Source organism: Flavobacterium adiutor (assembly GCF_048282555.1).
Taxonomy (GTDB): domain Bacteria; phylum Bacteroidota; class Bacteroidia; order Flavobacteriales; family Flavobacteriaceae; genus Flavobacterium.
Genome location: NZ_CP182487.1, coordinates 100,481 through 126,043 on the forward strand (window position 1 = coordinate 100,481; position 25,563 = coordinate 126,043).

General features: G+C 34.5%; 26 protein-coding genes. 14 read left to right on the plus strand and 12 right to left on the minus strand.

Annotated features, from left to right (window positions below):
- Nucleotides 1-158: 158 nt before the first annotated feature.
- Together ACNC7R_RS00310 and ACNC7R_RS00315 are read left to right on the plus strand one after the other, a co-directional pair.
- Nucleotides 159-791, plus strand: a complete 633-nt coding sequence (locus ACNC7R_RS00310; RefSeq protein ID WP_417939003.1) for a hypothetical protein — start codon at nt 159-161, stop codon at nt 789-791.
- 16 nt (nt 792-807) lie between these two features.
- Entirely contained in the window at nt 808-2,589 is a 1,782-nt protein-coding gene (locus ACNC7R_RS00315) for a hypothetical protein (RefSeq protein WP_417939004.1), read from the plus strand.
- A gap of 61 nt (nt 2,590-2,650) precedes the next feature.
- Here ACNC7R_RS00315 and hemF read toward each other — a convergent pair whose 3' ends face one another.
- The 9 genes from hemF to ACNC7R_RS00360 all read right to left on the minus strand — a co-directional run bounded on the left by hemF (nt 2,651) and on the right by ACNC7R_RS00360 (nt 10,120).
- The gene (gene hemF / locus ACNC7R_RS00320; RefSeq protein ID WP_417939005.1) at nt 2,651-3,553 is read right to left on the minus strand and encodes an oxygen-dependent coproporphyrinogen oxidase; all 903 of its coding nucleotides are present in this window, start codon (nt 3,551-3,553) and stop codon (nt 2,651-2,653) included.
- A 5-nt stretch (nt 3,554-3,558) separates the two neighbouring features.
- A complete protein-coding gene (locus ACNC7R_RS00325; protein WP_417939006.1) occupies nt 3,559-3,963 on the minus strand; it encodes a hypothetical protein in 405 nt (134 codons plus the stop codon).
- A 91-nt stretch (nt 3,964-4,054) separates the two neighbouring features.
- Nucleotides 4,055-4,606 carry a transposase gene (locus ACNC7R_RS00330; RefSeq protein WP_417939007.1) on the minus strand — a complete coding sequence of 184 codons (552 nt, stop codon included), beginning with the start codon at nt 4,604-4,606 and terminating at the stop codon, nt 4,055-4,057.
- A gap of 105 nt (nt 4,607-4,711) precedes the next feature.
- Nucleotides 4,712-5,737, minus strand: a complete 1,026-nt coding sequence (gene hemE, locus ACNC7R_RS00335) for a uroporphyrinogen decarboxylase (protein WP_417939008.1) — start codon at nt 5,735-5,737, stop codon at nt 4,712-4,714.
- A gap of 54 nt (nt 5,738-5,791) precedes the next feature.
- Nucleotides 5,792-6,457 (minus strand): uroporphyrinogen-III synthase, encoded by a 666-nt coding sequence (locus ACNC7R_RS00340; RefSeq protein ID WP_417939009.1) that lies wholly within the window; start codon nt 6,455-6,457, stop codon nt 5,792-5,794.
- Nucleotides 6,457-7,380, minus strand: coding sequence for a hydroxymethylbilane synthase (hemC, locus tag ACNC7R_RS00345; RefSeq protein ID WP_417939010.1), 924 nt, complete (start codon nt 7,378-7,380; stop codon nt 6,457-6,459). Before hemC ends, ACNC7R_RS00340 begins: the two co-directional genes overlap by 1 nt.
- 43 nt (nt 7,381-7,423) lie before the next feature.
- Nucleotides 7,424-8,728 carry a glutamyl-tRNA reductase gene (hemA, locus tag ACNC7R_RS00350; protein ID WP_417939011.1) on the minus strand — a complete coding sequence of 435 codons (1,305 nt, stop codon included), beginning with the start codon at nt 8,726-8,728 and terminating at the stop codon, nt 7,424-7,426.
- 354 nt (nt 8,729-9,082) lie between these two features.
- A complete protein-coding gene (locus tag ACNC7R_RS00355) occupies nt 9,083-9,667 on the minus strand; it encodes a hypothetical protein (protein ID WP_417939012.1) in 585 nt (194 codons plus the stop codon).
- 18 nt (nt 9,668-9,685) lie between these two features.
- Nucleotides 9,686-10,120 (minus strand): hypothetical protein, encoded by a 435-nt coding sequence (locus ACNC7R_RS00360; protein WP_417939013.1) that lies wholly within the window; start codon nt 10,118-10,120, stop codon nt 9,686-9,688.
- Between the two features lie 381 nt (nt 10,121-10,501).
- On the opposite strand from ACNC7R_RS00360, the gene ACNC7R_RS00365 reads away from it, so the two are divergent.
- The 7 genes from ACNC7R_RS00365 to ACNC7R_RS00395 all read left to right on the plus strand — a co-directional run bounded on the left by ACNC7R_RS00365 (nt 10,502) and on the right by ACNC7R_RS00395 (nt 16,635).
- The gene (locus tag ACNC7R_RS00365; protein ID WP_417939014.1) at nt 10,502-11,368 is read left to right on the plus strand and encodes a helix-turn-helix domain-containing protein; all 867 of its coding nucleotides are present in this window, start codon (nt 10,502-10,504) and stop codon (nt 11,366-11,368) included.
- Nucleotides 11,369-11,559: 191 nt separating this feature from the next.
- Nucleotides 11,560-12,573, plus strand: a complete 1,014-nt coding sequence (gene hemH / locus ACNC7R_RS00370; RefSeq protein WP_417939015.1) for a ferrochelatase — start codon at nt 11,560-11,562, stop codon at nt 12,571-12,573.
- An 82-nt stretch (nt 12,574-12,655) separates the two neighbouring features.
- Nucleotides 12,656-13,204, plus strand: coding sequence for a CopD family protein (locus ACNC7R_RS00375; RefSeq protein ID WP_417939016.1), 549 nt, complete (start codon nt 12,656-12,658; stop codon nt 13,202-13,204).
- A 142-nt stretch (nt 13,205-13,346) separates the two neighbouring features.
- A complete protein-coding gene (locus tag ACNC7R_RS00380; RefSeq protein WP_417943115.1) occupies nt 13,347-14,762 on the plus strand; it encodes a sensor histidine kinase in 1,416 nt (471 codons plus the stop codon).
- A gap of 10 nt (nt 14,763-14,772) precedes the next feature.
- Nucleotides 14,773-15,555 carry an enoyl-CoA hydratase/isomerase family protein gene (locus ACNC7R_RS00385; RefSeq protein WP_417939017.1) on the plus strand — a complete coding sequence of 261 codons (783 nt, stop codon included), beginning with the start codon at nt 14,773-14,775 and terminating at the stop codon, nt 15,553-15,555.
- 131 nt (nt 15,556-15,686) lie between these two features.
- A complete protein-coding gene (locus ACNC7R_RS00390) occupies nt 15,687-16,085 on the plus strand; it encodes a hypothetical protein (protein WP_417939018.1) in 399 nt (132 codons plus the stop codon).
- A 28-nt stretch (nt 16,086-16,113) separates the two neighbouring features.
- Nucleotides 16,114-16,635 (plus strand): hypothetical protein, encoded by a 522-nt coding sequence (locus ACNC7R_RS00395; RefSeq protein WP_417939019.1) that lies wholly within the window; start codon nt 16,114-16,116, stop codon nt 16,633-16,635.
- A 41-nt stretch (nt 16,636-16,676) separates the two neighbouring features.
- Here the strand turns inward: ACNC7R_RS00395 and ACNC7R_RS00400 are convergent, their stop codons facing one another.
- From ACNC7R_RS00400 to ACNC7R_RS00410, 3 genes are all read right to left on the minus strand, one after another.
- Nucleotides 16,677-17,330 (minus strand): metal-dependent transcriptional regulator, encoded by a 654-nt coding sequence (locus ACNC7R_RS00400; RefSeq protein ID WP_417939020.1) that lies wholly within the window; start codon nt 17,328-17,330, stop codon nt 16,677-16,679.
- A 94-nt stretch (nt 17,331-17,424) separates the two neighbouring features.
- Nucleotides 17,425-19,293, minus strand: coding sequence for an Nramp family divalent metal transporter (locus ACNC7R_RS00405; protein WP_417939021.1), 1,869 nt, complete (start codon nt 19,291-19,293; stop codon nt 17,425-17,427).
- A gap of 73 nt (nt 19,294-19,366) precedes the next feature.
- On the minus strand, nt 19,367-19,759 hold the full coding sequence (locus ACNC7R_RS00410) for a Fur family transcriptional regulator (protein ID WP_417939022.1): 393 nt from the start codon (nt 19,757-19,759) through the stop codon (nt 19,367-19,369).
- A 95-nt stretch (nt 19,760-19,854) separates the two neighbouring features.
- Here ACNC7R_RS00410 and ACNC7R_RS00415 point away from each other — a divergent pair, with 95 nt between their 5' ends.
- The 5 genes from ACNC7R_RS00415 to ACNC7R_RS00435 all read left to right on the plus strand — a co-directional run bounded on the left by ACNC7R_RS00415 (nt 19,855) and on the right by ACNC7R_RS00435 (nt 25,432).
- Nucleotides 19,855-20,208: a MerC domain-containing protein gene (locus ACNC7R_RS00415; RefSeq protein WP_417939023.1), complete on the plus strand. Its 354-nt coding sequence runs from the start codon at nt 19,855-19,857 to the stop codon at nt 20,206-20,208.
- A 10-nt stretch (nt 20,209-20,218) separates the two neighbouring features.
- Nucleotides 20,219-21,124: an NAD(P)/FAD-dependent oxidoreductase gene (locus tag ACNC7R_RS00420; RefSeq protein WP_417939024.1), complete on the plus strand. Its 906-nt coding sequence runs from the start codon at nt 20,219-20,221 to the stop codon at nt 21,122-21,124.
- Nucleotides 21,125-21,329: 205 nt separating this feature from the next.
- On the plus strand, nt 21,330-23,618 hold the full coding sequence (locus tag ACNC7R_RS00425) for a TonB-dependent receptor (RefSeq protein WP_417939025.1): 2,289 nt from the start codon (nt 21,330-21,332) through the stop codon (nt 23,616-23,618).
- A gap of 176 nt (nt 23,619-23,794) precedes the next feature.
- Nucleotides 23,795-24,259 (plus strand): thioredoxin family protein, encoded by a 465-nt coding sequence (locus tag ACNC7R_RS00430; RefSeq protein ID WP_417939026.1) that lies wholly within the window; start codon nt 23,795-23,797, stop codon nt 24,257-24,259.
- 18 nt (nt 24,260-24,277) lie between these two features.
- Nucleotides 24,278-25,432, plus strand: a complete 1,155-nt coding sequence (locus tag ACNC7R_RS00435) for a lycopene cyclase family protein (protein WP_417943116.1) — start codon at nt 24,278-24,280, stop codon at nt 25,430-25,432.
- Nucleotides 25,433-25,563 lie beyond the last annotated feature (131 nt).

Consider the following 25,563-nt stretch of genomic DNA (forward strand, 5'->3'; position numbering starts at 1 on the left):
TGAATTTAAAATAAATGTCGCAAAGTTAATTAAAAAACGTCCAAATAAAGAGTTCAGGATGAATGAGAATTCGTTAATATTATCTAAATTCGTACTGCTCTTAAAATTTCAATTAAGAATCTTCTTATGGAATGTTTCTCGAAATTTAAATTTCCCGCATGAAGAAAATATTTGCATTATGCTGCTGCCTGCTTTTAACAAGCTGTTTTGAAATAACAGAAAGAATTAAGCATCACGACGACCAAAGTGGCGAATACACACTAATGGTTGACTTTTCACAATCATGGTTAAAAACAAAATCAGCCATCTGGCTCGAAGAGGTGGATGGTGTGAAAATTCCAAATGAACAGGAAATTAGTCAGAAACTGGATGAATTTAAATCTAAAGTCTCAAAAATTGAAGGAATTTCAAATGTATCAACCAAAACCGATTTTGACAGTTATGTTTTTATTATCAAATTAGATTATAAAAATCCGAAAGCACTAAACGAAGTGGTAAATACTTTGAACAAGCAAAAAAATCAGATCCATTTTGCTGCTGATTCGAAGAGTTTCGAAAGAATGGCTTCCTATCCTATTCCAGACAAACTCATTAAAGACGAAAAGAAAAAACAAGATCTGGAAAAAGCCAGTATCGTATCTATTTACACTTTTGACCGTAATATTCTATCGGCATCCAATGCGAACAGCAAAATTTCTAAAAACAAAAAGACAGTTTTTTTAAAACAAAGCATGTACAGTGTTCTTAAAAAATCGTCACTCATGAACAATACCATTCAATTAAATCAATAATCATTTATACTTACACATGAAACAGTTTTGTATCTTATTCATTTTATTCACTTTTGGTTTAACCCAAAGTCAGACACTTTCAAAAAAACAGGATTATTTTATTCAGTTTAATGGAAGTCAGCTTTCTAAAAAAGTAAGTGTCGCTGAGGTTTTAAATCATTCTCTTTTAAAAAATGCGAAAGAGGGGAAAATGAAACTGGAGGTGAATAAATATGCGGATCTTATAAGGTTAGAAGAGAAAATAACGGCACATGGGAATTATTCGGATAGTATTCCCTATTATCAAATTACAATTCCAATTAAAAACAGGGATAATATTAAAAAATTTTTACTTCAGGATGGCAAAGAAAGTGATTCAGTTCCGAAACCTTTAATTGAAGATTTTGGCCAGTATTCAGTATATAATTCCAGTGATAAAAAAACAACAATAGCTTGGAATGACAGTCATTTGGTTATTTTCGGATTGACTAAAAGATTCTCTTATAGCGATTATACAATGACAACAGCAATGGATAGTGTTGTTGTTACTGATAATTCTTACCCAGTTATTGTAGAAGCTCCGGGCGAAGCTCCAGTTGTTGATACTGCCTATGCAGATTACTCAGATAATTATTATGCGAATTACCAAAAAGAGCAAACGGCTTTTGACAGCATTCAGGCCATCAGTCAAAACAGATTTATAAAATTGCTTTTTGAAAATGGTTTTACGGTCCCAACATCAGATAAAGTACATGAAAACGCTGATATTTCCTGCTGGGTTGATTATGGAGCAGCATTGAACGGTTTTAATTCGGCGTATAAGGCTTTGGCACAATTTACAACATATAATAAGTTTTTTCCGAGTCAGAAAAACTGGGGTAATTTTGTAAAAGGGATAAATGTCGATTTTTATTTTGACAATGATAATGCACGGATTGAGGAAATTGTAGAGTACTCCAAACCAATTGCAGATTTGATGGGTAAAATTAGTAATCGCAAAGCCAATAAAAATATCTTTAATTATTTTCCTGCTCAAAAGCCACTTGGTTATCTGACGTATCATTTTAATACTAAGGAAATGCTGAATAGTTTTCCGACCCTGAGCGCTGAAATTTTCAATAATCCCTATATCCTGAAAGAAGATATTGGTGTCGCAACTGATCTTATTTCGACCATTATCGATGAAAAAGCTACAGCAACACTTTTCGACGGAGATTTAAGTATGTTTCTTTATGATGTTACAGAAAAAGAAGTAACAACCAAAACGTATGAGTACGATGAGAATTTTGAGTCAAAAGAGGTAGTGAAAACCATAAAAAAAGCTATACCATTATTTTCAGTGATTTTTACTTCAACTCACCCTACTTTTGGTGATAAGCTGATACAATTAGGCGTTCGCAAAAAAGGACTGACTCAGAAAGGGAATTACTACGAAATAAAAGGAACTCAGGAATTTGGTAATTTGTTTATTTTTAAAGATAAAGATGTCGTTATTATCGGAAACAGTATTGATCATATTTTTCCAAAAGAGAATTCATTTTCAAAAGAAGTTAAAAAGGAACTGAAACAAAATTATTTTGCTGCCCAGGTGAGCATGGATAAATTAGTAACAGCTTATTCTAATTCAGGAGAAGCAAAACCATCTGATATAAAAAGCCTGAACAGACTGGCGCAGCAGTTTACAGATGTAACTTTATATTCGGCGAAAAAGCTGGTAGATAATAAACTGAAATTCGAGTTAAAGCTCAACTCATCGAAAGGAGATAAAAATATTATTTTGCAAACCTTAGATTTAGTTGACGAATTAAGTACTAAATAATCTAAAAGAAAAAGCCCTAAAACATCAATTTTAGGGCTTTTTTATGCTTATTTGTATGGTGCTAAATCCAGTCGACAGGATTTTGCAATACTTTAATCAGTTTTTCTTCTTCGCTTCCAGATTCCGGATGATGATCGTAAACCCATTGCACGTGAGGCGGTAAACTCATCAGAATACTTTCGATTCTTCCGTTGGTTTTTAAACCGAATAAAGTGCCTTTGTCGTGAACCAAATTAAACTCCACATAACGACCACGTCGGATTTCCTGCCAGTTTCTGTTTTCTGTTGTATATTCTAAATTTTTTCTTCTTTCAACAATAGGAACATACGCTTTAAGGAAACTGTTTCCAACTTCGGTTACAAAATTGTACCAATCTTCCATTGACATTGACTCATTTGCTTTGCAATAATCAAAGAATAAACCGCCAAGACCGCGGGCTTCGTTTCTGTGTGCATTCCAGAAATACGCATCGCATTGTTTTTTGTATTTTGGATAAAACTCCGGATTGTGTTTGTCGCAGGCCGTTTTACAAGTTTGGTGAAAGTGTTTGGCATCTTCTTCAAACAAATAATATGGGGTTAAATCCTGTCCGCCGCCAAACCATTGCTGAATCACATTTCCTGATTCGTCGTACATTTCAAAATAGCGCCAGTTGGCATGAACCGTCGGAACCATTGGGTTTTTCGGATGAATCACCAGACTTAATCCGCAGGCAAAGAAATCAGCTTCGCCAACGCCAAACATCTTTTGCATGGTTTCAGGCAATTTCCCATGAACGGCCGAAATGTTGACACCGCCTTTTTCGAAAACAGCTCCGTTTTCAATAACGCGCGTTCTTCCGCCACCGCCTTCCGGACGTTTCCATAAATCCTCACGGAATTTTGTCGTTCCGTCAACGGCTTCTAGTCCTGCTACAATTTGGTCTTGCAGGTTTTGTATGTATGCGTAAAATTTGTCTTTCATTGTTATTATTTTTTGGCTTTCGCTGAAGCAATTTTCGAATTTACCCCAAAAGAAAAAACCTTGCTTTCAGCCTGGATATATTGATAAACAGCCAAAGCTTTATCTTCAAAATTGTAGTTTTCGACTTTTGAAAAATCCATTAAAAAGTCTGCAAACTGTTCTAATTGCTCCCAGTCAAAATGAAGACGCATCAATAAAGTGATTAAATCTTCATTCGAATAATCAACTAAAGTTTCAATGTTTAATGCGAATTCTTTTAATTGATTTTCAATATTTGTTTTATCTAAATCATTCAAATGCTGAGGTACAAAAACAAGAGTCCGCAATGTTTTGAGCACATTGTCAATTCTAATTTTTTCTTCGTCTCTTAAGCCTTTGTTGAGCATGATTTTCTGTTCGTTCTCCTGCAAGGTTTTCAAAACCTTTTAGGTATCAATTGATTACTATTTATAGAATTTTATTAGACTTTAAGGTTTTATAAAGTTTGAAAGATGAAACCTATTATTCAAAAGTATAAGTTTCGTTTAAAAAATCATTCTTTTGATTGTGATAAAAAATGAAGTTCTCCAAATCTCCAAATAAATTTATAATCTCATTCCTTTCTATTTTTGTCTCTTTGTCAGATAAATAGGTCTGATAGGATGAAAATTGGAAACTTTTGAACTCTAAATCAAAATGATGTTTCGGATTCAAATGAGCATAAACAATCAATTGTTTCAGATAATTTTCGTCTTTTAATTTTATTCTTTTGAAATGTTTTTCAAATAAACTTCCAGTTCTGTTAACTTGCTTATTGAAAGCTTTTGCATATGAATTAAACAAGTTTGAAAATGCCTGAGTAACCTCTTTTTCTTCTGAATTAAGTCGAATAACTAAATGAAAATGATTATTCATTAAACAATACGCAAAAATTGAAATTTTATCTTTGGAATATTTAGCTAACTGTTTTAAGAAATAAAGCTTGTTAGTGTCATTTTCAAAAATGGTTGTTCCGTTTATTCCTCTGTTATATATATGATAATAACAATCTTTTTCTAAAACTTCTAATTTCATATTGATATTGCTTATCCTGCGACGTTTTCAATATAGATAATTTAGTTTATACCTACAAGGTTTTGGAAACCTTGCAGGAATGCACACGGAATACTTTCAACTTATTTACTGCCCGTACTCTTTCACCGCATCAATAAACGCTTTGGCATGATCTACAGGAATATTTGGTAAAATTCCGTGACCTAAATTGACAATATATTTATCTTTTCCGAATTCGTCGATCATTTCGTGAACCATTTTCTTAATCGTCGGGATCGGCGAAAGCAATCTTGACGGATCGAAATTTCCTTGTAAAGTAACATTTCCGCCAGACAGGTAACGCGCATTTCTTGCAGAACAAGTCCAGTCAACACCTAATGCAGAAGCTTTACTTTTACCCATTTCATTTAATGCAAACCAGCATCCTTTTCCGAAAACAATAACAGGCGTAATTTCAGCTAAAGCATCAACAATCTGGTTAATGTATTTCCATGAGAATTCCTGATAATCAACGGGAGATAGCATTCCTCCCCATGAATCAAAAATCTGAACCGCATTGACACCCGATTTTACTTTTTCTTTTAAGTATAAAATAGTGGTATCAGTGATTTTTTGTAATAATGTATGTGCTGCAACCGGATTTGAAAAACAGAATCCTTTTGCTGTATCAAAACTTTTAGAACCTTTTCCTTCAACAGCATAGCAGAAAATAGTCCATGGTGAACCAGCGAAACCAATTAATGGCACTTCATCGTTCAGCATTTCTTTCGTCAATTTCACAGCGTCAAAAACATAACCTAAAGTTTCATTTACATCCGGAACAAAAACCTGATTTACCTGTTCCATCGTACGAATTGGATCTGGAATAATCGGACCTAAATTGTCTTTCAATTCTACGTGAATTCCCATAGCTCTTGGAACTACTAAAATATCTGAGAATAAAATTGCAGCATCCGGAGCAATTCTGCGAATTGGCTGAACCGTGATTTCAGCAGCTAACTCCGGAGTTTCGCAACGTGTGAAAAAATCATATTTATCACGAAGTTCTCTAAATTCCGGCAAATATCTTCCTGCCTGACGCATCATCCATACCGGCGGACGCTGAACTGTTTCTCCTTTTAGTGCTTTTAAAAATAGGTCGTTTTTTAACATGAGTTTCTATGTTTAAACCTAACAGGTTTCAAAAACCTGTTAGGTTTGTTATTGTTATTTATATTCCTGAATTACATCTTCGATTACGTCTTCAATTGTAGGCTGATCTGCGATGATGATATTTTTAGTGATTTTTGATAAGGCTTCTGCGGTGGTTTCGCCAATGCAGAAACAGATTTGTTTATTTATGGAATTGTCTTTCAGATAACTTTTAACTCCAGACGGGCTAAAAAACAAAATCGCTTCAGGATTTCCTTTTATTTTCTGCGGCTGCAATGTTGTGTCGTAAACCTGAATTTCATTGAATTTAATTCCGTTTTCTTTTAAAGCTTCAGGCAAAGTATCTCTTCTAAGATTCCCGCTGAAAAAGGTATAACTCTCACTGCTGTAAATCAAAGTGATAATTTCTGCCAAATCTGAAGCGTAACCGGTATAGGCAACAACGTTGAATCCGTTATCGGTCAATAAATTTTTGGTTTTAAGTCCAACGCAATACACATTTTTCTTTTTCAGTTCTTCTGATTTTGGATGTGATAAAACGCTGTGAACCGCATTCTGACTTGTAAAAATCAGATTTTCGTTGAGGTATTTTAATTCGAAAGGTTTGTTTTCGGTTTTGATGAAATCGGCTTCGATTACTTCAATACCATATTTCATCAATTCCTGCTTATGAAGAGGCGATAGTATTTTAGTTGATAGTATTTGAACCTGGGTTGCCATTATTTTTTCAAGGATTCTTTGATTTTCTGCATTAATTCAGTTCCGCCATTATTCAAAATCTCCTGAGCCGAGTTGTAACCTAATTTTTTCCACTCCGAAATATCAACCGTTTTGCTGATTTCCAGTTTTTGTTTTCCGTCAATAGAAAGTAAAACCCCTTGAAATTGCAGTGTATCTTCGTCTTCGTTATAGGTAACCAAAGACCCGATTGGTGCTGTACAACCGCCTTCAAGTGTTCTTAAAAATTGGCGTTCGATGTAGGTGCAAATTTCAGTTTCGATATCATTTAACTGTGAAAGTGCATCAAGCGTATAATTATCATTTTCCATTGCCACAACCAGCATTGCTCCTTGTGCTGGTGCGGGAATCATCCAATCTAAGTTGATGTAGTTTTCTGGTTTTAAATTGATACGTTCCAAACCTGCAGCAGCAAAAACAGCTCCATCCCAGTCGTTATCCTGAAGTTTCTGCATCCGCGTATTTACGTTTCCGCGTAAATCAACAACCGTATGATTTGGATATTTATTGAACCATTGTGCCTGGCGACGCAGACTTCCGGTTGCAATAGTACTTGGATTTGTAAAATCGGGGTTTCCTTTATGAACCAAAATGTCCAGAACATTTGCTCTTGGTAAAACGGCAGCCTTAACAATACCTTTTGGTAAAGCCGTTGGAACATCTTTCATCGAATGTACCGCAATATCAATATCGCCATTAATCATGGCAATGTCTAAAGTTTTGGTGAAAATTCCCGTGATACCGAGTTCATAAAGTGGTTTGTCGAGAATAATGTCTCCTTGAGATTTTACGGCAACGATTTCAGTTTTAAAGCCTAGATCATTTAATTTTTTTTCGACTGTATGAGCTTGCCAAAGTGCGAGCTCACTATCGCGGGTTCCTATTCTGATAACTTTTTGAGCCATATTTTTTAGGATCCTTAAAAGTAAGGAACATGCTGTTTAACTATTATGAGAGGTTGATTTTGTATTTTTCTTCAATTGGTGAAGGAATATTTTTTGGTGCAAGCTGTCCGATTTGAAATACTCTTTCAATAAACTCAATACTTTCGTCAATCGATGTGTTTTCGTCTTTTAAGTGACTGGCAAACTGACTGGTGATTTTTTGTATAATTCTGGAACTGATTAATTCAGCTTGTTCTTCATCAAAGTTGAGCATTTTCTTTTTTTGAAAAGCCAGTTCTCCGGCAACCATATCGTTTAGTTTTGCTTTTAGAGCATGAATAGTTGGAGCATATTTACGGCCGTTCATCCAGATATTGAATTCTAATTTCATATCCTCGATTATCGCTTCGGCAGCCGGAATGTGCTGTTTTCTTCTTTCAAGAGTATCATCTGTCATTTGTGACAGATAATCAAGATGTATTAAAGTTACACCCGGTATTTGTTCCACATCAGGATTAACATTTCTTGGGATAGATAAATCCAAAATCAATAAAGGCTTCTTTAAATTCAGTAATGTTTTGTCAATAGTTGGGTTTTTTGCTCCTGTTGCTACAACCAAAACATCAGATTGTTGTAGTTCTTCCTGAAGGTTAGCGTAATCTTTTACGATGACATTTAGTTTTCCAGCAAGGATTTCAGCTTTGTTTTTCGTTCTGTTGATAAGCGTAATGTGACCATTTTTAGTATGTTTTACTAAATTTTCGCAGGTATTTCGTCCTATTTTTCCAGTTCCGAATAGCAGAATATTTTTGTTTCCAATATCTTCTACGTTTTTAATAATATATTGAACCGATGCAAACGAAACCGATGTTGCACCAGAAGAAATTTCAGTATCTGTTTTGACCTTTTTGCTTGCCTGAATAACGCTGTTGACAAGGCGATCAATAAAAGTATTAATTAAACCTTCTGATTTACTAAGGTTGAAAGCGATTTTAATCTGGCTGATGATTTCAAAATCACCCAAAATCTGACTGTCTAAACCTGTTCCTACACGAAACATATGGTTTACGGCTTCCTGATTTTTGTAGATATAGGCAACTTCGCGAAATTCCTCAACGGAACCATTACTGTTGTCGCAAAGTAATTTGATTAATTCGTACGGATGATTGGCAAAACCATAAATTTCAGTTCTGTTGCATGTAGAAGTGACAATTAATGATTCTATTCCTTCGGTTTTTGCCTGGGCAAGTAAATCAGATTGTGCTTTAGCATCTAAACTAAATTTTCCCCTAATGGTAGCATCTGCTTTTTTATAACTTAAACCTAAAGCGTAAAAAGTGGTAGTTCTGGACATATTAAAATTTTCCATATTATACTTTTGTTAAAAAGTGCAACAAAATTATTACTAAGTAATTTATAAAAACAACGCTAGAGGTACTTTTTATATCGCTATGGAATAAATTGATTCATTTTGGCTGTTCTAAATAGGATTGATTGTCATTTATAATGAAATCAAGGATTCGATACCTTGTTATGTATATTTATTCTAAATAACAATCTTACTTTTGTTTTAAATAGCGTGCGAAAAAATATCGCTATGAGTTCGGATCATCTTTCTGTTTTATATCTTATTCAATTTCATTGCGGTAGAAATTCAAATATAAAAACAGCTTCATGAAATAAAACCCTACCTTGTTCGGGCAGGGTTTTGAGGAAAAATCAATTATTTTTGAACGATTGGCGTTCTTAAAGATTCTAATACAGCTACAATATCAGTGTAAAGTTCTGTATTAGAAGCTACACCATTAGCATTAGCTGCAGCACCAACATATCCTTCGAATTTTGTATAATCTGCATTACTGGCTTTTGTTCCCATACGTTTATTGACTGCCGGATCATGTGCAGCCACCATATTTAAGCCTGAATAAGTATTCACAGCATTAGTACCGCCTGTATTAAAGGAGAAGAAATCAGTAAGATTGTCTGATAATTTAGCAATATTGGTAGCCTGCGTATCACCTGTTTCTGCTAAAAGAGGTGCAAAGTGTGCCTGTAAATTACCAGATGCATTTGACTGAATATCGGCTACAATTAATCCTATAGTAGAGTTTACAACTTTGCGGAAACTTAAACGTCCCTGTTCAATCATTTGTCCTTGGTTATCGGGATCTGAAACCATTGTAGTTCCGCCTAAACGAGTATAAATAGTCGCTTTTACTGGAGCAGGATCATCATCATTGCTGCAGGAAGTTAAAGTTGCCGATGCCATTATCAGAACACTAAGTGTAATTTTAGAAAAATTTTTCATAATAAAATATTTAAAGGGTTAATTAAAAAACTGATTTATTTTTTGAGATAATTTATAGCTCATACTGTTTTGATTTACAGGACAAACTTCCTTATTGGCTAAGTTTTCTGGTAGGATATAACGCTTCGCATTATAAGGCCTTTTACTCATTAATTCATTATATACTTTTTCAGAATTCGTGATTTTATTATTGTGGAAATACACAACCACATTTCTTTTCACTATGATAGAATCCGAAGTAAGACCTTTGATTGATCTTAAGTCTGAACAAATTTGTCTGGCCTCAACAGAATCTATGTCTGTTTTAAAATCAATTCGGCTTACCTGTAAATTTGGATTTTCATAAACTGCAGGTTTGGCAGTAATAATGTGAAAAAGCAAAATGGAAAAGAATAGAAGGGTAATCACCAATCCTGTCCTAAGTATTTTTTTTATTGTTTTGTTTGTTTTCATAATATGTAAGTTTTAAAATGGTGAGATTTTGAAAATGATATACGGTGCCTTTTTAGGAGTGGTTTTAATTTATATAAGAAAAACATTAATTTAGAATCGTTATGAATAACTAAAACATTATCACTGTTCTTAAAATACCAGATTTATTTTGGAGTCAGAAAACAGATTTTAGGCTTAAAATCAGTGAATTGGAGTAATTATTAATATGGCAACTCCATCAAAAAAGATAAGTGATTTCAACTTGCATTTAAATAATCAAACAATAAAGATTTTATAAATTTAAGTGCAGGTAATCGGATAAACCATCAAAAAGATTTAATTTTGAATGTCCAATTATTCGTTTTATTAAAAACGGGAATAGTAACCTGAATAAAGAAATCAATGGAGGAGGAAATTAAAATTGAAGACGATTTTACGCTTATCCGTTTTCAAAACGACAGTTCAGAACCTTTTTTTGCGCAGCGTGAAATAGGAAACGGTCTGATACAGTTTCATTTCGGGCTAAAAGGAAATGCGAAATTTTTGTTCAATCAGGGCAATTATACTTTAGAACTTAAAGAAGAAAAATCGTTGCTTTTATATAATCCGCAGAAAGAATTGCCACTTAATTTAGAATTGGCTCAAAATTCCTGGGTAATCTCGGTAATTGTTTCCATCAAGAAATTTCACGCTTTATTTTCTGCCGAGGCGAATTATATCACGTTTTTAAGTCCCGATAATAAGGATAAAAAATATTACAACGAAGGAAATATCAGCCCGTCAATGGCGATTGTTTTGAGTCAGCTTTTTCATTATAATCTTCATCCTTCTATTAAAAACCTTTATTATAAAGGAAAAGGATACGAATTGCTGAGTCTGTATTTCAACAGAACCGAAGACCCAAATGCAGAGCAATGTCCGTTTTTAATTGATGAGGATAATGTTTTGAAAATCCGAAAAGCAAAAGAAATCGTAATTGCTAATATGGCAGAGCCTCCAGGATTACAAGAATTAGCAGATCAGATTGGTTTGAATCTGAAGAAACTCAAAATGGGTTTCAAGCAAATTTATGGCGACACGGTTTACGGATTCCTATTCGATTATAAAATGGATTTTGCCCGAAAATTATTAGACAGCGGTTCTTATAATGTAAACGAAGTAGGATTGAAAATCGGTTACAGTACCGGAAGTCATTTTATAGCGGCATTCAAAAAGAAATTTGGCACAACGCCTAAAAAGTATTTGATGTCAATTAATGCGAATGTTTAAACACTAATTTCACTAATTAGCACAAATTAGAATCTGCCGAATCTGCTAGAGGAATATTCGCAAATTATTTAAAATCAATTTTGAATATCCAACAATAATCAAAAAGTAACAATTATCATATTGCACAAAAGAAGCAAATTTTACTTTTGACGAAATTTTAAAAACAAACAAAGCTTAAAGCAAAACACATAATGAAAGGCGTATTATTAGTAAACTTAGGTTCTCCGGAAAGTCCAACACCAAAAGATGTAAAACCGTATTTAGATGAATTTTTAATGGATAAATACGTAATCGATGTTCCGTATTTATTAAGAGCATTATTAGTCCGAGGCATTATTCTGAGAAAAAGACCTGAAGAATCGGCACACGCTTATGCGAAAATCTGGTGGGAAGAAGGTTCTCCGTTAGTAGTTCTTTCAGAAAGAATGCAAAAGAAAGTACAGCCTTTAGTAAATGTTCCGGTTTCTCTGGCAATGCGTTACGGAAGCATGACAATCGAAAAAGGTCTTCAGGAGCTTCATGAAAAAGGCGTTACTGATGTATTGCTTTTTCCATTATATCCGCAATACGCAATGGCTTCAACTTTAACTATTTTGGTGAAAGCAGAAGAAATTCGCAAGAAAAAATTTCCAAATATGACATTTACCGATGTTCCGGCGTTTTACAACAAACCGGATTACATCAAGAATTTAGCAGATTCAATTCAGAAACATTTAGTTGGATTTGATTATGATCATTTATTGTTTTCATATCATGGAATCCCGGAGCGTCACATTCGCAAAACCGATGTAACTAAATCACATTGCAAAATCGATGGTTCCTGCTGCAACACGCCATCTCCGGCACATGAATTCTGTTACCGTCACCAATGTTATGAAACGACTAAACAGGTTGTAAAACTATTAGGTCTTCCAGATGATAAATACAGTTTGACTTTCCAATCCCGTTTAGCGGGTGATAAATGGCTAGAGCCTTATACGGATGTTGAAATTGATAACATGCCAGCAAAAGGAATTAAGAAATTAGCGGTTGTAACACCAGCATTCGTTTCGGATTGTTTAGAAACTTTAGAGGAAATCGCCATGCGTGCTAAAGAAGATTTTGAAGCCAATGGAGGAGAAGAGTTTCTGGCAATTCCGTGTCTGAATGATGATGATGAGTGGTGTGAAACAGTTGCAAATTGGATTAATGATTGGGCAAAATAATATTTTGTTTCAAGTTTCAGGTTTTAAGTTATGCTCAACTTTGAGAAACAACCTGAAACTTGAAACCTGAAACAAAACAACAATGGAGTATTATAATTACTTAAAATCACTGCACATTATTTTCGTACTAACCTGGTTTGTAGGGTTGTTTAATATTGTACGTTTGTTTGTATATCAAATAGAAGCCAGTGAAAAACCATCTCCAGAAAAAGAAATTCTGCAGGCGCAATTCAAAATAATGAGTTACCGCCTTTGGTATATTATTACATGGCCATCAGCGATTTTAGCCAGTATTTTTGCTTTTTGGATGCTATTTTTTACAGATTTAGGAAATGCATGGCTTAAAATGCCCTGGATGCACATTAAATTAGGTTTTGTTTTCCTCTTATATCTCTATCATTTAAAATGTCATCAGATCTTCAGGCAATTACAGAAAGATGAGGTGAAATATTCAGGCAACTATATGCGTTTGTTTAATGAAGGCGCAACGATTATTTTGTTTGCCGTTGTTTTTTTAGTAGTTTTAAAAAGTGCCATTAACTGGATCTACGGCGTAATCGGAATTGTTTTATTCTCTGTTTTAATTATGCTTGGATTTCGTTTTTATAAGAGAATTAGAGAGAGGAAATAGTTTTTTTAGTTTCAGGTTTCAAGTTTCAAGTTGCCAATCGCAACGTAACCTGAAACTTGAAACATGAAACAAACAAAAACAAAAAAACATGCTAAACTTCAAAATGTCAATGCTCTCCCTTCGTATCAGGATTTTCCTGTCGATGATTGTATTGATTGTTGTGGCATCTTTTTTATTAGCTTCGATTTCAATTATTCAGTTTAAAAATGAAGCCAAAGAATATCATCAGGAACGTCTTGAACGAAAGGAAAATGCTGTTAAGGAACACATCAATTATGTACTGGCAACGACAACGTATCCTTTAAAAACAGCCAATCTGGATTTAATTTTTAAGGACAAAATTCACGAATTAGCCCAGATTCACAAAATCGAAATTAATATTTACAGCCTTGACGGGAAGCTGCTAAAATCATCAAAGGAGTCTTTTGCTGTTGATAAGGTTGCACCTCCAATTCCTGACTTTATTTTAAAACTGGTGCGCTCTTCGATAGAAAAGCGTTTTGTAGATATTAAAACGATTAATGGTGTTAAAAACAGATCTTCTTATAGTTTAATAAAAGATGAAAAATTCAAACCTCTCGGAATCTTAAATCTTCCTTATTTAGAAGATGACGGCTATTACGACAACGAATTGAATACTTTCCTGATTCGTTTAAGTCAGGTGTATTCGTTTATGCTTATTGTGGCTTTCGCATTAGCATATTTCCTTTCAACGTATATTACAAAATCACTGAAAACCATTTCAGATCGTTTGGAAGAGACCAATCTGGATCAGAAGAACGAAAAGATTGTGTTAGAGGCAAATAGCAAAGAAGTCAACTTCTTGATCAAAGCTTATAACGGAATGGTAGATAAACTTGAGACCAGCGCGATTAAATTAGCGCAAAGCGAACGTGAAGAAGCCTGGCGCGAAATGGCAAAACAGGTTGCGCACGAAATTAAAAATCCGCTTACGCCAATGCGTTTAACGGTGCAGAGTTTTCAACGAAAGTTTGATCCGAATGATCCTGACGTAAAGCAGAAAATGAACGATTACTCGGAAACTCTAATTCAGCAGATTGATACAATGACATCTGTAGCTTCTGCTTTTTCAAACTTTGCTTCGATGCCGGCTCAGCAAAATGAGACTTTAAATGTAGTTGAGGTTGTGGAACTGGCACTTGATATTTTCAACGAAGATTATATTTCTTTTGAAAAAGAGGAAGAAGAAATCATTTCCAAAATGGACCGTACACAACTGATTCGGGTCATTACCAATCTGGTAAAAAATGCAACTCAGGCGATTCCCGAAAGTCAGTTTCACAAATCAATAGTTGTTTCTGTGAAACGCCGTGACGATAATGTCGAAATCGCAGTAAAAGATAACGGAATCGGAATTCAAAAGCTTGATATAGGCCGGATTTTCGAACCTAAATTCACTACTAAAACCAGCGGAATGGGACTTGGTCTCGGAATTATAAAAAACATCATCGAAAATTACAAAGGAACAATTACCTTTGAGTCAGCTTACGGAAAGGGGACTACATTTACAGTTTCCCTGCCTATCACCAACTCATAAAACAGCGGTCATGAACTACAAAAATATTTTAATTTCTATTGAAGAAAAAATCGCTACAGTAACGATTAACAGACCTGAAAAGCTGAATGCTTTAAACAAGGCAACTATAACTGATCTTAGTGAGGCTATTAAATTTTTAAACAAAAATGAAGATGTCCGCGTTATCATTCTGACCGGAAGCGGCGAAAAAGCTTTTGTAGCCGGAGCTGACATTTCTGAGTTTGCCAATTATACTGTTGTTGAAGGCGCACAATTAGCTGCGGAAGGCCAGGAGTCACTTTTTGATTACATCGAAAATTTGAAGAAACCCGTAATTGCGGCCATAAATGGTTTTGCATTAGGAGGTGGATTAGAATTGGCGATGGCCTGTCATTTCAGAGTGGCTTCGGTTAATGCCAAAATGGGCTTACCTGAAGTAAGCTTAGGACTAATTCCGGGTTACGGAGGAACACAGCGTTTGCCTCAATTAATAGGAAAAGGACGTGCGATGGAAATGATCATGACCGCAGCAATGATTTCTGCCGAAGAAGCAAAACAATACGGTTTAGTAAATCACGTGGTACCTCAGACTGAATTGTTAACATTTACAAGCGTAATGGCCCATAAAATCATGAAAAACGCTCCTTTTGCTATCGGAAAAGCGATAAAAGCGATTAATGCAAATTTCGAAGATGGTAAAAATGGTTTCGATACCGAAATCAAATCTTTTGGAGAGTGTTTCGGAACTCAGGATTTTAAAGAAGGAACTACTGCCTTTTTAGAAAAACGTAAAGCTGAATTTACAGGGAAATAATTTTCTTAACCGCAAAGGCGCAAGGGTTTGCGTAAAGCACACAAAGAAAATAAAAAATCTTGTGAACCTTGCGTAAATCTTAGCGACCTTTGCGGTTAAATTAGAGGATAAAACCTTAGAATCTTAAAAAAATGTACGAACCAATATTTGCCCTTTTTTGCGAACGAGTTAAAGAAAGCATCCAGGCCGGCACTTTCGCAAAATTAACTTTGGCCAAAACGATCGGTGATACCGAAATCAAAAACATCTATTTCAGATTAGTCCTGAATGAAGATTACACATTCTCGATTTCGCTAACTACCCGCTACAAAACAGAAGAAATTGAAAGCATCCATACATTAGATGAAGCTTTACTAATTTTAGTTTCGTACATCAAAAAGCCTTTTTTGACAGCCTTGCTTTTTACAACAGATAATGACATAACGTTCAAAGTAAATAAAAAGAACGCAGGAAGTATCATCGAACAGCCGCCAACATTCAAAAACGCATCACCGGTAATGCTGGAGATGATTGAGAAAGGCATTGTTTAAATAAAAATTATAACCCTAAAATATCTATATGAATAAAATAATTGCTCTTTTTGCTATTGCGTTAATATCAGCAACGATTTCTGCTCAAACCAAAATGAAAGAATTCAAAGCCGGTCATACTTTTAATATAAGCCTTCCTGATTATATGAATAAAACGATGGGCTTAAATGATGTCTCGTCAATTGAATATAAAAGCGAAGTAAAAGAGGTATATGGTTTTGTGATTTATGATTTAAAAGAGGATTTAAAATTAGTCGAATTAAACTTCAATTCGGCAAAAGAGTTCTATGACGGTTTTATGCAGGATTTTTTAAAGGATGTGGAGAAAAAGTCAATTTCAAATCCAGTTTCAAAAAAGATTAGTGAAAGTAATTTTATAGAAGCAGATGTTGAGTATTTCGATAAGGATGCTAATGTTGAAATTTATTATTTAATTGGAGTAGTGGAAACTAAAAAAGCATTTTATAAAGTTCTGTCATGGTCTGCTAAAGAAAATAAAGATAAATTTAAGGGTGATTTTCAAAAGATTCTCTATAGTATAAAAGACTAAAAAAAGGTTCCAAAACTTTCAAATTTGGGATCTTTTCATTTTTAAACCAGTTTGACAAACAAGTTAGAAGCAATTTTATTCGAAATAGATAATTCTCTGCTGTCAATTTTAATTTTTACAGACAAATCAAAAGATTCTTTCGATAAGAATTCAATTTTAGAACCTAGCGCAATTTCCTGCTTATCCAGATATTTCAGGAATTCTGAAGAAGTGTCTTTTACACCTACGCAAATACCAATTTGGTTGTCGGATAATTCAGAAAGCAATTGTTTTTCAATTTTGATTATTCGTCCATTCGCATCCGGTATAGGGTCTCCATGTGGATCTTCGGTTGGATTGCCGAGAAAATCATCCAAGCGGTTAATCAACTGCTCTGACTTAATGTGTTCGAGTTGTTCTGCAATATCGTGTACTTCATCCCAGCTGAAGTTTAATTTTTCTACTAAAAATACTTCCCATAAACGATGTTTTCTAACAATCATTTTGGCAGCCAGTTTTCCATTTTCGGTTAATGAAACTCCCTGGTATTTTTTATAGTTCACCAAATCCTTGTCAGACAGCTTCTTAAGCATGTCTGTAACGGATGAAGCTTTGGTTTCCATCATTTCGGCAATAGCATTTGTACTCACTTCTGTTTCCAGCGAAGCAGTCAGGTGATATATCGCTTTAAGGTAGTTTTCTTCTGAAAAGGTCATTTTTTGGAGATTCTAAGATTCTAAGATTCTAAGATTCTGAGTTTTCTTCTGAGGCTTTTATTAAAAAGCTTAGAAACTTAGCATCTTAGCAACTTTATTTAACAATCAGCAAAGGTATCGAAATTTTATGTCTCAGTTTATCTACAGTTGTACCAAATAAAATATCTTTTAAACCAGTGTGGCCGTGGGTTCCCATAACCAGTATATCAAAATTACCTTCATTGATAATTTTTGGTATTACGGAGTTTGGTTTTCCAAAACCTAATTCGGTTTCGATCCTGAATCCTTTCTGCGAAAGCATTTCTTTATATTCCAATAATAACTTTTCGTCAATGGTAGTTTCATGATCGTGTATGTGAACTCCGTACATCAAAGCACCAACCGTTTCTACAATATGTATAAGGGTGTATTGTGCATTCATTCCGCCTAATTCAAAAGCTTTATTCAGAGCAACACTATCAGCATTTGAAAAATCTACAGAAACAGCAATGTTTTTAATACTTTGACTTTCTCTAGGGGTAAATTGAAGCTGAAGATGGTGCGGAGAATGGTTTAATGTTTTTGATTTTGCTTTAGCAATAAAAGGTTTAAAGACAATATAAAGCAATAATGTTAGAAGACCGATTGCTAAAGGAACCACGGTAAGCCATAAAACAATTGGATTTTCTGAAGTTTCAAGCCAGGAAGTGATTTCATCATACACTAATTTAGCATTAAGCGAAACAATAATGAGAGCAATAATCCAGGAAACCACCTGTGTAAGTTTAGAGATATGGAAACCATTCATCTTTGATTTATCGCTCACAAAATGAATTAAAGGAATAATGGCAAATCCCAACTGAAGACTCAAAATGACCTGACTTAAGATCAATAGTTTTCCTGTTACGCTTTCACCATAAATTAGTATTACGATGACAGCCGGAATAATCGCAATCAAACGCGTAATAATTCGGCGAACCCAGGGCTGTATCCTGAAATGAAGATATCCTTCCATTACAATTTGTCCGGCCAGCGTACCGGTTATTGTAGAACTTTGCCCGGCAGCAATAAGCGCAATAGCAAACAATGCCGGAGCCCATTTAGTTCCTAAAAGCGGTTCCAGAAATTGATGGGCATCCTGAATCTCTGCAACTTCATACATTCCGTTTTTGTGAAAGGTGGCAGCGGCGAGAATCAAAATGGCCGCATTTACAAAAAAGGCAAGATTTAAGGCAATTGTAGAATCGATAAAGTTGTATTTCAAAGCTTGTTTGATCCCGGATGGAGTTCTGTCAAATTTTCTTGTTTGTACCAAAGACGAATGCAGGTAAAGATTATGCGGCATTACAGTTGCACCTATAATTCCGATGGCGATATATAATGCTGCTGAATTTGGAATGGAAGGAATTAATCCTTCTAAAACTTTATGCATTTCAGGTTCGGCAAAAATCATTTCGAATATGAATGAAAATCCAATAATTGCGACCAAAGCAATAATAAATGCTTCCATCTTTTTAATTCCTTTATTAATAAGGAATAGTAATAAAAACGTATCTAAAACAGTAATTAAAACAGCTTCTAAAAGAGGAATCCCAAAAAGTAAATTAATTCCGATGGCCATTCCAAGAACTTCTGCTAAATCACAGGCGGCAATAGCAATTTCAGCCAGAAAATATAAAATGTAGTTAATCGGTTTTGAATACGTTTCTCTCGAAGCCTGTGCAAGATCACGCTGTGTTACGATTCCAAGACGGGCGCTTAAACTCTGCAGCAGCAAGGCCATTAAATTGCTCATTAGCAAAACCCAGACAAGAGCATACCCAAACTGACTTCCCCCAGCCAGATCAGTTGCCCAGTTGCCAGGATCCATGTAGCCGACACTGACTAAATAGGCCGGGCCTAAAAAGGCAAGAATTTTTCTAAATCCTGTTTTTTTATTTTCGGTTGCAACCGATTCATGAACCTCTTCTAATGATTTTGCCATTCGTAAAATATTGATTTCTCAAATATATAGAAAATTATATTCGAAAAACAATATTTTTAGACTAGTCTAAATATTAAATGTTAGAATTTAAACAATTGGGGCATAAACCGGATAAGGTAAAATTTATATCGTTTACCTTATAATTATGAGGCATAATATAGCTTGGTTTTACATTTTCAAGGCACGTTATTTCAAGACATTTTTCACAGCTAAAATGCGCATGGTTATGGATATGTACGCGCTGTGCCTGATGATGGCATTTGGCATATTTTACGGTACCGTCAAGGTCAACAATTTTATGGACAATATCGTCATTTACGAGGCGATCTAATATTCTATAAACAGTCACCCGATCGCATACATCTTCAATTTGTTTGTAAATTTCTGTATGAGAAAGTGCTGTTTTTGATTTTCCAAAAATCTCTAAAACCGCCGTTTTTGCTGTGGTGTTTCTCGTTGTTTTCATTTTTTTATAGAAATAAAATAATAACGCAACATTGTTGCTTTTGGTTATTTTGAATATATTTGCAACAAAATTGCATTAAAACAAATATAGATGAAATGAAGAAAAGTGCAACATCTTTTTACGATATTTTAGGAGTGTCAGCTGCAGCTGTTTGTTTAATACATTGTTTGATTCTTCCTTTTTTGGCTATTCTACCTTTGGGATTAAACCATCATCCGGTAATTGATTTACTATTTGCTTCAATTGGTGTTTTTGTGATTTTCAAAATTATAAAAAAATCATCGGTTTTGGTGTCTTCAATTCTGGTTGTTTCGATGAGTCTGATTTGGATCAGTATTTTGAGTGAAATGCTATTTGACATTCATATTGACTTCATTTATTTCGGAGGAATCGGAATGATCATCGGGCATTTATTGAATTATAAATTACACAAAAAACAACACCATTAAAATTGTATTTATGGAACAGAAGAGTTTTGAAGTGATTATCATTGGAGGCAGTTACAGCGGATTGTCTGCAGCAATGAGTTTAGGGCGTTCTTTACGTCAGGTTTTAGTTATTGATAGTGGCTTGCCTTGCAACATACAAACACCGCATTCTCATAATTTTATCACGAATGATGGTGAAACTCCGGCTGCCATTTCGGGTAAAGCCAGATTACAAGTCGGATTTTATAAAACGGTTCAGTTTTACAATGGACTTGCCATTGATGCAGTTAAAACACAAAATAGTTTCGAAATTAAAACAGAATCCGGCGAACTCTTTACTTCAAAAAAGTTATTATTCGCAACGGGAGTGAAAGATTTGTTTCCGCAGATTAAAGGTTTTGCAGTATGTTGGGGAATCTCGGTTTTACATTGCCCTTATTGTCACGGATATGAAGTCAAAAGTGAAAAAACAGCTATTGTTGCCAATGATGAAATGGGTTTTGAATATGCAAAACTGATTTTGAACTGGACTAAGAACCTTACGTTATGTACGAACGGAAAATCAACATTAACTTCGGAACAAACACAAATTCTTAAAAATCATGGTGTTTTGGTTTTAGAAAATGAGATAGATTCTTTCGAACATAATGCCGGATATATTGCAAATATTGTTTTCAAAAACGGAGAAAAGATTGCTGTAAAAGCCGTTTATGTAAGACCCTCATTTGAGCAGCATTGTCCGTTGCCACAAACTTTAGGCTGTGAAGTTAACGAGCAAGGATTGATAAAAGTCGATTTTATGCAAAAGACATCAGTTTCGGGTATTTATGCAAGTGGTGATGCTACAACTCAAATGCGTTCTGTGGCTTTGGCGGTTTCTTCGGGATCTTTTGCAGGAGCGGCAATAAACAGAGAACTTATTGATGAGGCTTTTTAATCTATTTGCTGAAAATTTCTCGCAAAGTCGCGAAGACGCAAAGTTTTTATATGAAGAGAGTTTTAAAATAAAACTTTGTCTCTTAGTGGATTTGGAAGATACAAAAAATTAACATATTGAATTCAATCAGTTTAAATTTTTAAACTTAGAAATAATTATTTGTCAAATTTAATTTTTAGCTTTGTCTAAATTTAATTTTATAATAATGAAATATTTATTTTTGACAATATTAATAATTTCAACTAAAAGCATTTTTTCTCAAAATATTTCCGGAAAAGTAGAATTTCAATCTTCTAATGACCAAGAAATTACTATTCGTTTACTGAATACAGAATTTAAAACCCAAACCGATTCCTTAGGATTTTATCAGCTTCTAAATATTCCGAAAGGGAATTACAAAATACAAGTGACTACGGAGGGATTCAAACCTCAAACCCAAAAAATTTCAATTGTGGACGAACAGAATTTGATTTTGAATTTTGAATTGAAGGAAGACAAAAACGAATTGAATGAAGTGGTGGTGTCCGGAACTTTGAAACCTGTTAAAAGATTGGAAAGTGCTGTTCCTGTTGAGGTTTATTCGCCGGTTTTCTTCAAGAAAAATCCAACGCCAAGTATCTATGATGCGCTTCAGAACATCAATGGCGTTCGGCCACAGCTCAATTGCGGCGTTTGTAACACAGGCGATATTCACATAAACGGCTTAGAAGGACCTTATACTTTAGTTTTAATAGATGGAATGCCCATTGTGAGCAGCCTTTCGACAGTTTACGGATTATCAGGAATACCGAATTCTCTGGTAGAACGAATTGAAATCGTAAAAGGCCCGGCATCTTCTCTGTATGGAAGTGAAGCGGTTGGCGGACTAATTAACATTATCACCAAAAATCCAACAAACGCTCCGGTCTTTTCTGCGGATTATTTTACGACTTCTTATTTCGAAAGTAATCTTGATTTAGGAATGAAGTTCAATGCCGGAAAAAAAGCCATTTCAATTTTAGGAGTCAATTACTTTAATTACGATCAGATCATTGATAAAGACCATGATAATTTTACCGATGTAACACTTTCAGAACGAATTTCAGTTTTTAATAAATGGAGTTTTCAGCGAAATAATAATCGGTTATTTACCATCGCAGCCCGCGGAATGTACGAAGACCGATGGGGCGGAGATGTACGCTGGGAGAAGCAATACCGCGGAGGTGACGAAATCTATGGAGAAAGTATTTATACTAAACGTAGCGAATTAATAGGAAGCTATCAGCTGCCGTTTGAAGAAAAACTGATGCTTACCTTTTCTGGAAACGTACATTATCAGGACAGCCGCTACGGAACGACATCATATATTGCCAACCAGAAAATTGGTTTTTTGCAATTAACATGGGACAAAAAAATGGGACGAAACGATTTACTTGCCGGAATTGCGAATCGTTATTCTTATTATGATGATAATACAACGGCTACAAAACAAGCCGAAAGTACATGGTTACCAGGGATTTTTGTTCAGGATGAAATTACCTTTTCTCCTAAAAATCAGGTTTTGTTGGGAATGCGTTACGATTATAATGCTATTCATGGTTCGATTTTGACACCAAGAATAGCTTATCGGTTTAAAGCCAATGAAAATTCCCTATTCAGATTGAATGCAGGAACCGGATTTCGTGTTGTGAATTTATTTACTGAAGATCATGCAGCATTAACCGGTTCGCGCGATGTTGTGATTGCGAATAATCTGAATCCGGAGCAATCTGTAAATGTAAATCTGAATTACATTCAGAAAATTAATTTCGGAAACGGAACTTTTATGGGAATTGAAACAACGGCTTTTTATACCCGATTCAGCAATAAAATCATTTCAGACTACGAAAGTGATCCAAACAAAATTATTTATGACAATATTGATGGTTATGCTATCAGTCAAGGAATCAGCACTAATGTAGATCTTAATTTGCCTTCGGGATTAAAATTTATTGTGGGAGCAACGCTTTTAGACAACAAAAATGTTGAAAACGGGGTTTCTGAAAAACCTTTCCTAACTGAGAGTTTTGCCGGAACATGGAGCGTTTCCTATAAAATTCAGCCCTGGGATTTGTCAATGGATTATACCGGAAATGTGTACAGCCCTATGAATTTGCCTTTGTTGAGTGAGTATGACCCCAGAAGTCCAAAATCACCCTGGTACAGCATTCAGAATATTCAGTTTACCTATTCCGGATGGAAGAATTTTGAAGTGTACGGCGGAATCAAGAATTTTTTGAATTTTACACCAAAACAGAATAATCCGTTTTTGATTTCAAGAGCGAATGATCCTTTTGATAAAAATGTGCAAATATCAGATGGAAATGCTGTTGGTATTCATGGGAAAGCGGTTCCTCAGGGTCATATAATTGACACTCCTGACAATCCGTACGGTTTAAGTTTTGATACGACTTATGTTTACGGACAAAATCAGACTATTAGAGGGTTTTGTGGATTGCGATATACTTTCAGATAAATATTTAAACACATAGAAAACATAGTTTTTCCTCTTTTTCATTAAGGTTAAATAAATGACAAATCATTTACACATAGCTAATGTTTTTTTAAATTAGTGAAACGCCTTTTTACGCTTTGAAATCTATGTTTCTATGTGTTTAAATAACTTTTTTATTCAATTGTAGCTTACAACAAATGAAAAAACTAACAATGCTTATATTCTTTCTCGGAATCACCTCAACAGGATTCAGCCAGATTCAAAACAGAACATTTGAACAAATGGATAGTTTACAGCAGATTCAGAAGCGAAAAGTCATCGTTTTTATCCATACAGACTGGTGTCAGTTTTGCCAACGAATGAAAAATACAACTTTTAAAAATCAGGAAATTATTCAAAAACTGAATTCAGATTTTTACTTTGTTGATTTTAACGCTGAGGAAAAAAGAGATATAAAATTTAATAATCACATCTTTAAGTTTCAGCCAACAGGCAATAATGTTGGAGTTCATGAACTGGCTTTGCAATTAGGAACTATGAACAACCAGATTGTATATCCGGTTTTATGTGTTTTGAATGATAAAAATGAAATCCTTTTTCAATACAATAATTACCTCAGCTCAAAAGATTTTAAACTGCTTTTAGAAAAAATGAAAGAATAAAATTGCTTATTTTTGAGAATGAATTCTCCTCAAATCACACATTTCAATTACGTTTTTACAGGAACAGGGCTTGCAGCTTTTATGACCGTTTATAAAATGGTTTTGTCCGGAAAGTTCAGTGACAAATCGATTTTATTGCTAGATCAGGATGCCAAGAAAACCAATGACAGAACCTGGTGTTTCTGGGCAGAAGAAGAAACCATCTGGAATCCAGTTATCTCTAAAAAATGGGATTTGGCTTTGTTTTCAAATCAAGATTTCAAACGAAATTTAGAGTTGAAACCCTATCAATACAATCAAATTCGGGGATTGGATTTTTATAATTTCGTTTTTGAATTACTTTCCAAACAAGACAATATTACTTTTATAAACGAGAAAGTTACCGATATCAATGAACTCGAAAACCATGTTTTTATTGGTACAGAAGAAAACAGATATACTTGTGATTACTTGTTCAACAGCATTTACACGAAGGCTTTCGCCGAAAGGCAAACGAAATATCCTGTTCTGCAGCAGCATTTTGTAGGCTGGTCTGTAAAAACTGAAACAGAAATTTTCAATCCGAAACAGGCAACTTTCATGGATTTTTCTGTGGAACAGAGAGGAAATACGCGTTTTATGTATGTTTTGCCAACTTCTACAACAGAAGCCTTAGTGGAATATACGCTATTTTCTGAAAATTTGCTTCCTAAAGAAGAATACGAAAATGAGATTCAGATTTACTTAAGAAACTTGGGAGCTGATCAATATGAAATTACCGAAAAGGAACACGGAAGTATCCCGATGACCTGTTATCCTTTTTGGAAAAGAAACACCAAAAGAGTCGTCAATATCGGAACTGCCGGCGGTTGGACCAAAGCAAGTACAGGTTATACATTTAGAAATTCGGATAAAAAATCTTCGGCATTAGTTGCATTTCTTCAAGATGAAAACCCAAAAATGGCTGCGTTTCATAAAAAAAGCAAATTTTGGTGGTACGACTTATTGCTGTTAGATATACTTCACCGCCACAACGAACTGGGAAGTTCCATTTTTTCATCTTTATTCAAAAAAGGAAATCCGGCTCTGATTTTTAAATTCTTAGATGAAGAAACGAATTTGTTTGAAGATCTTAAAGTGATTTTGAAATGTCCTAAGGTACCATTTATAAAGGCATTATTTAGGGTTTTTTGACTTTCAACTTGATGACTTTCCAACTTTCGACTTCCATCAATCGAACGATAACAAAACTTTATACTTCAAAGTAAGTAGTTGAGGGGAAACTTTGTAACTTTGCAGTTCAAAAGTAAAATTTAAAATTTTAA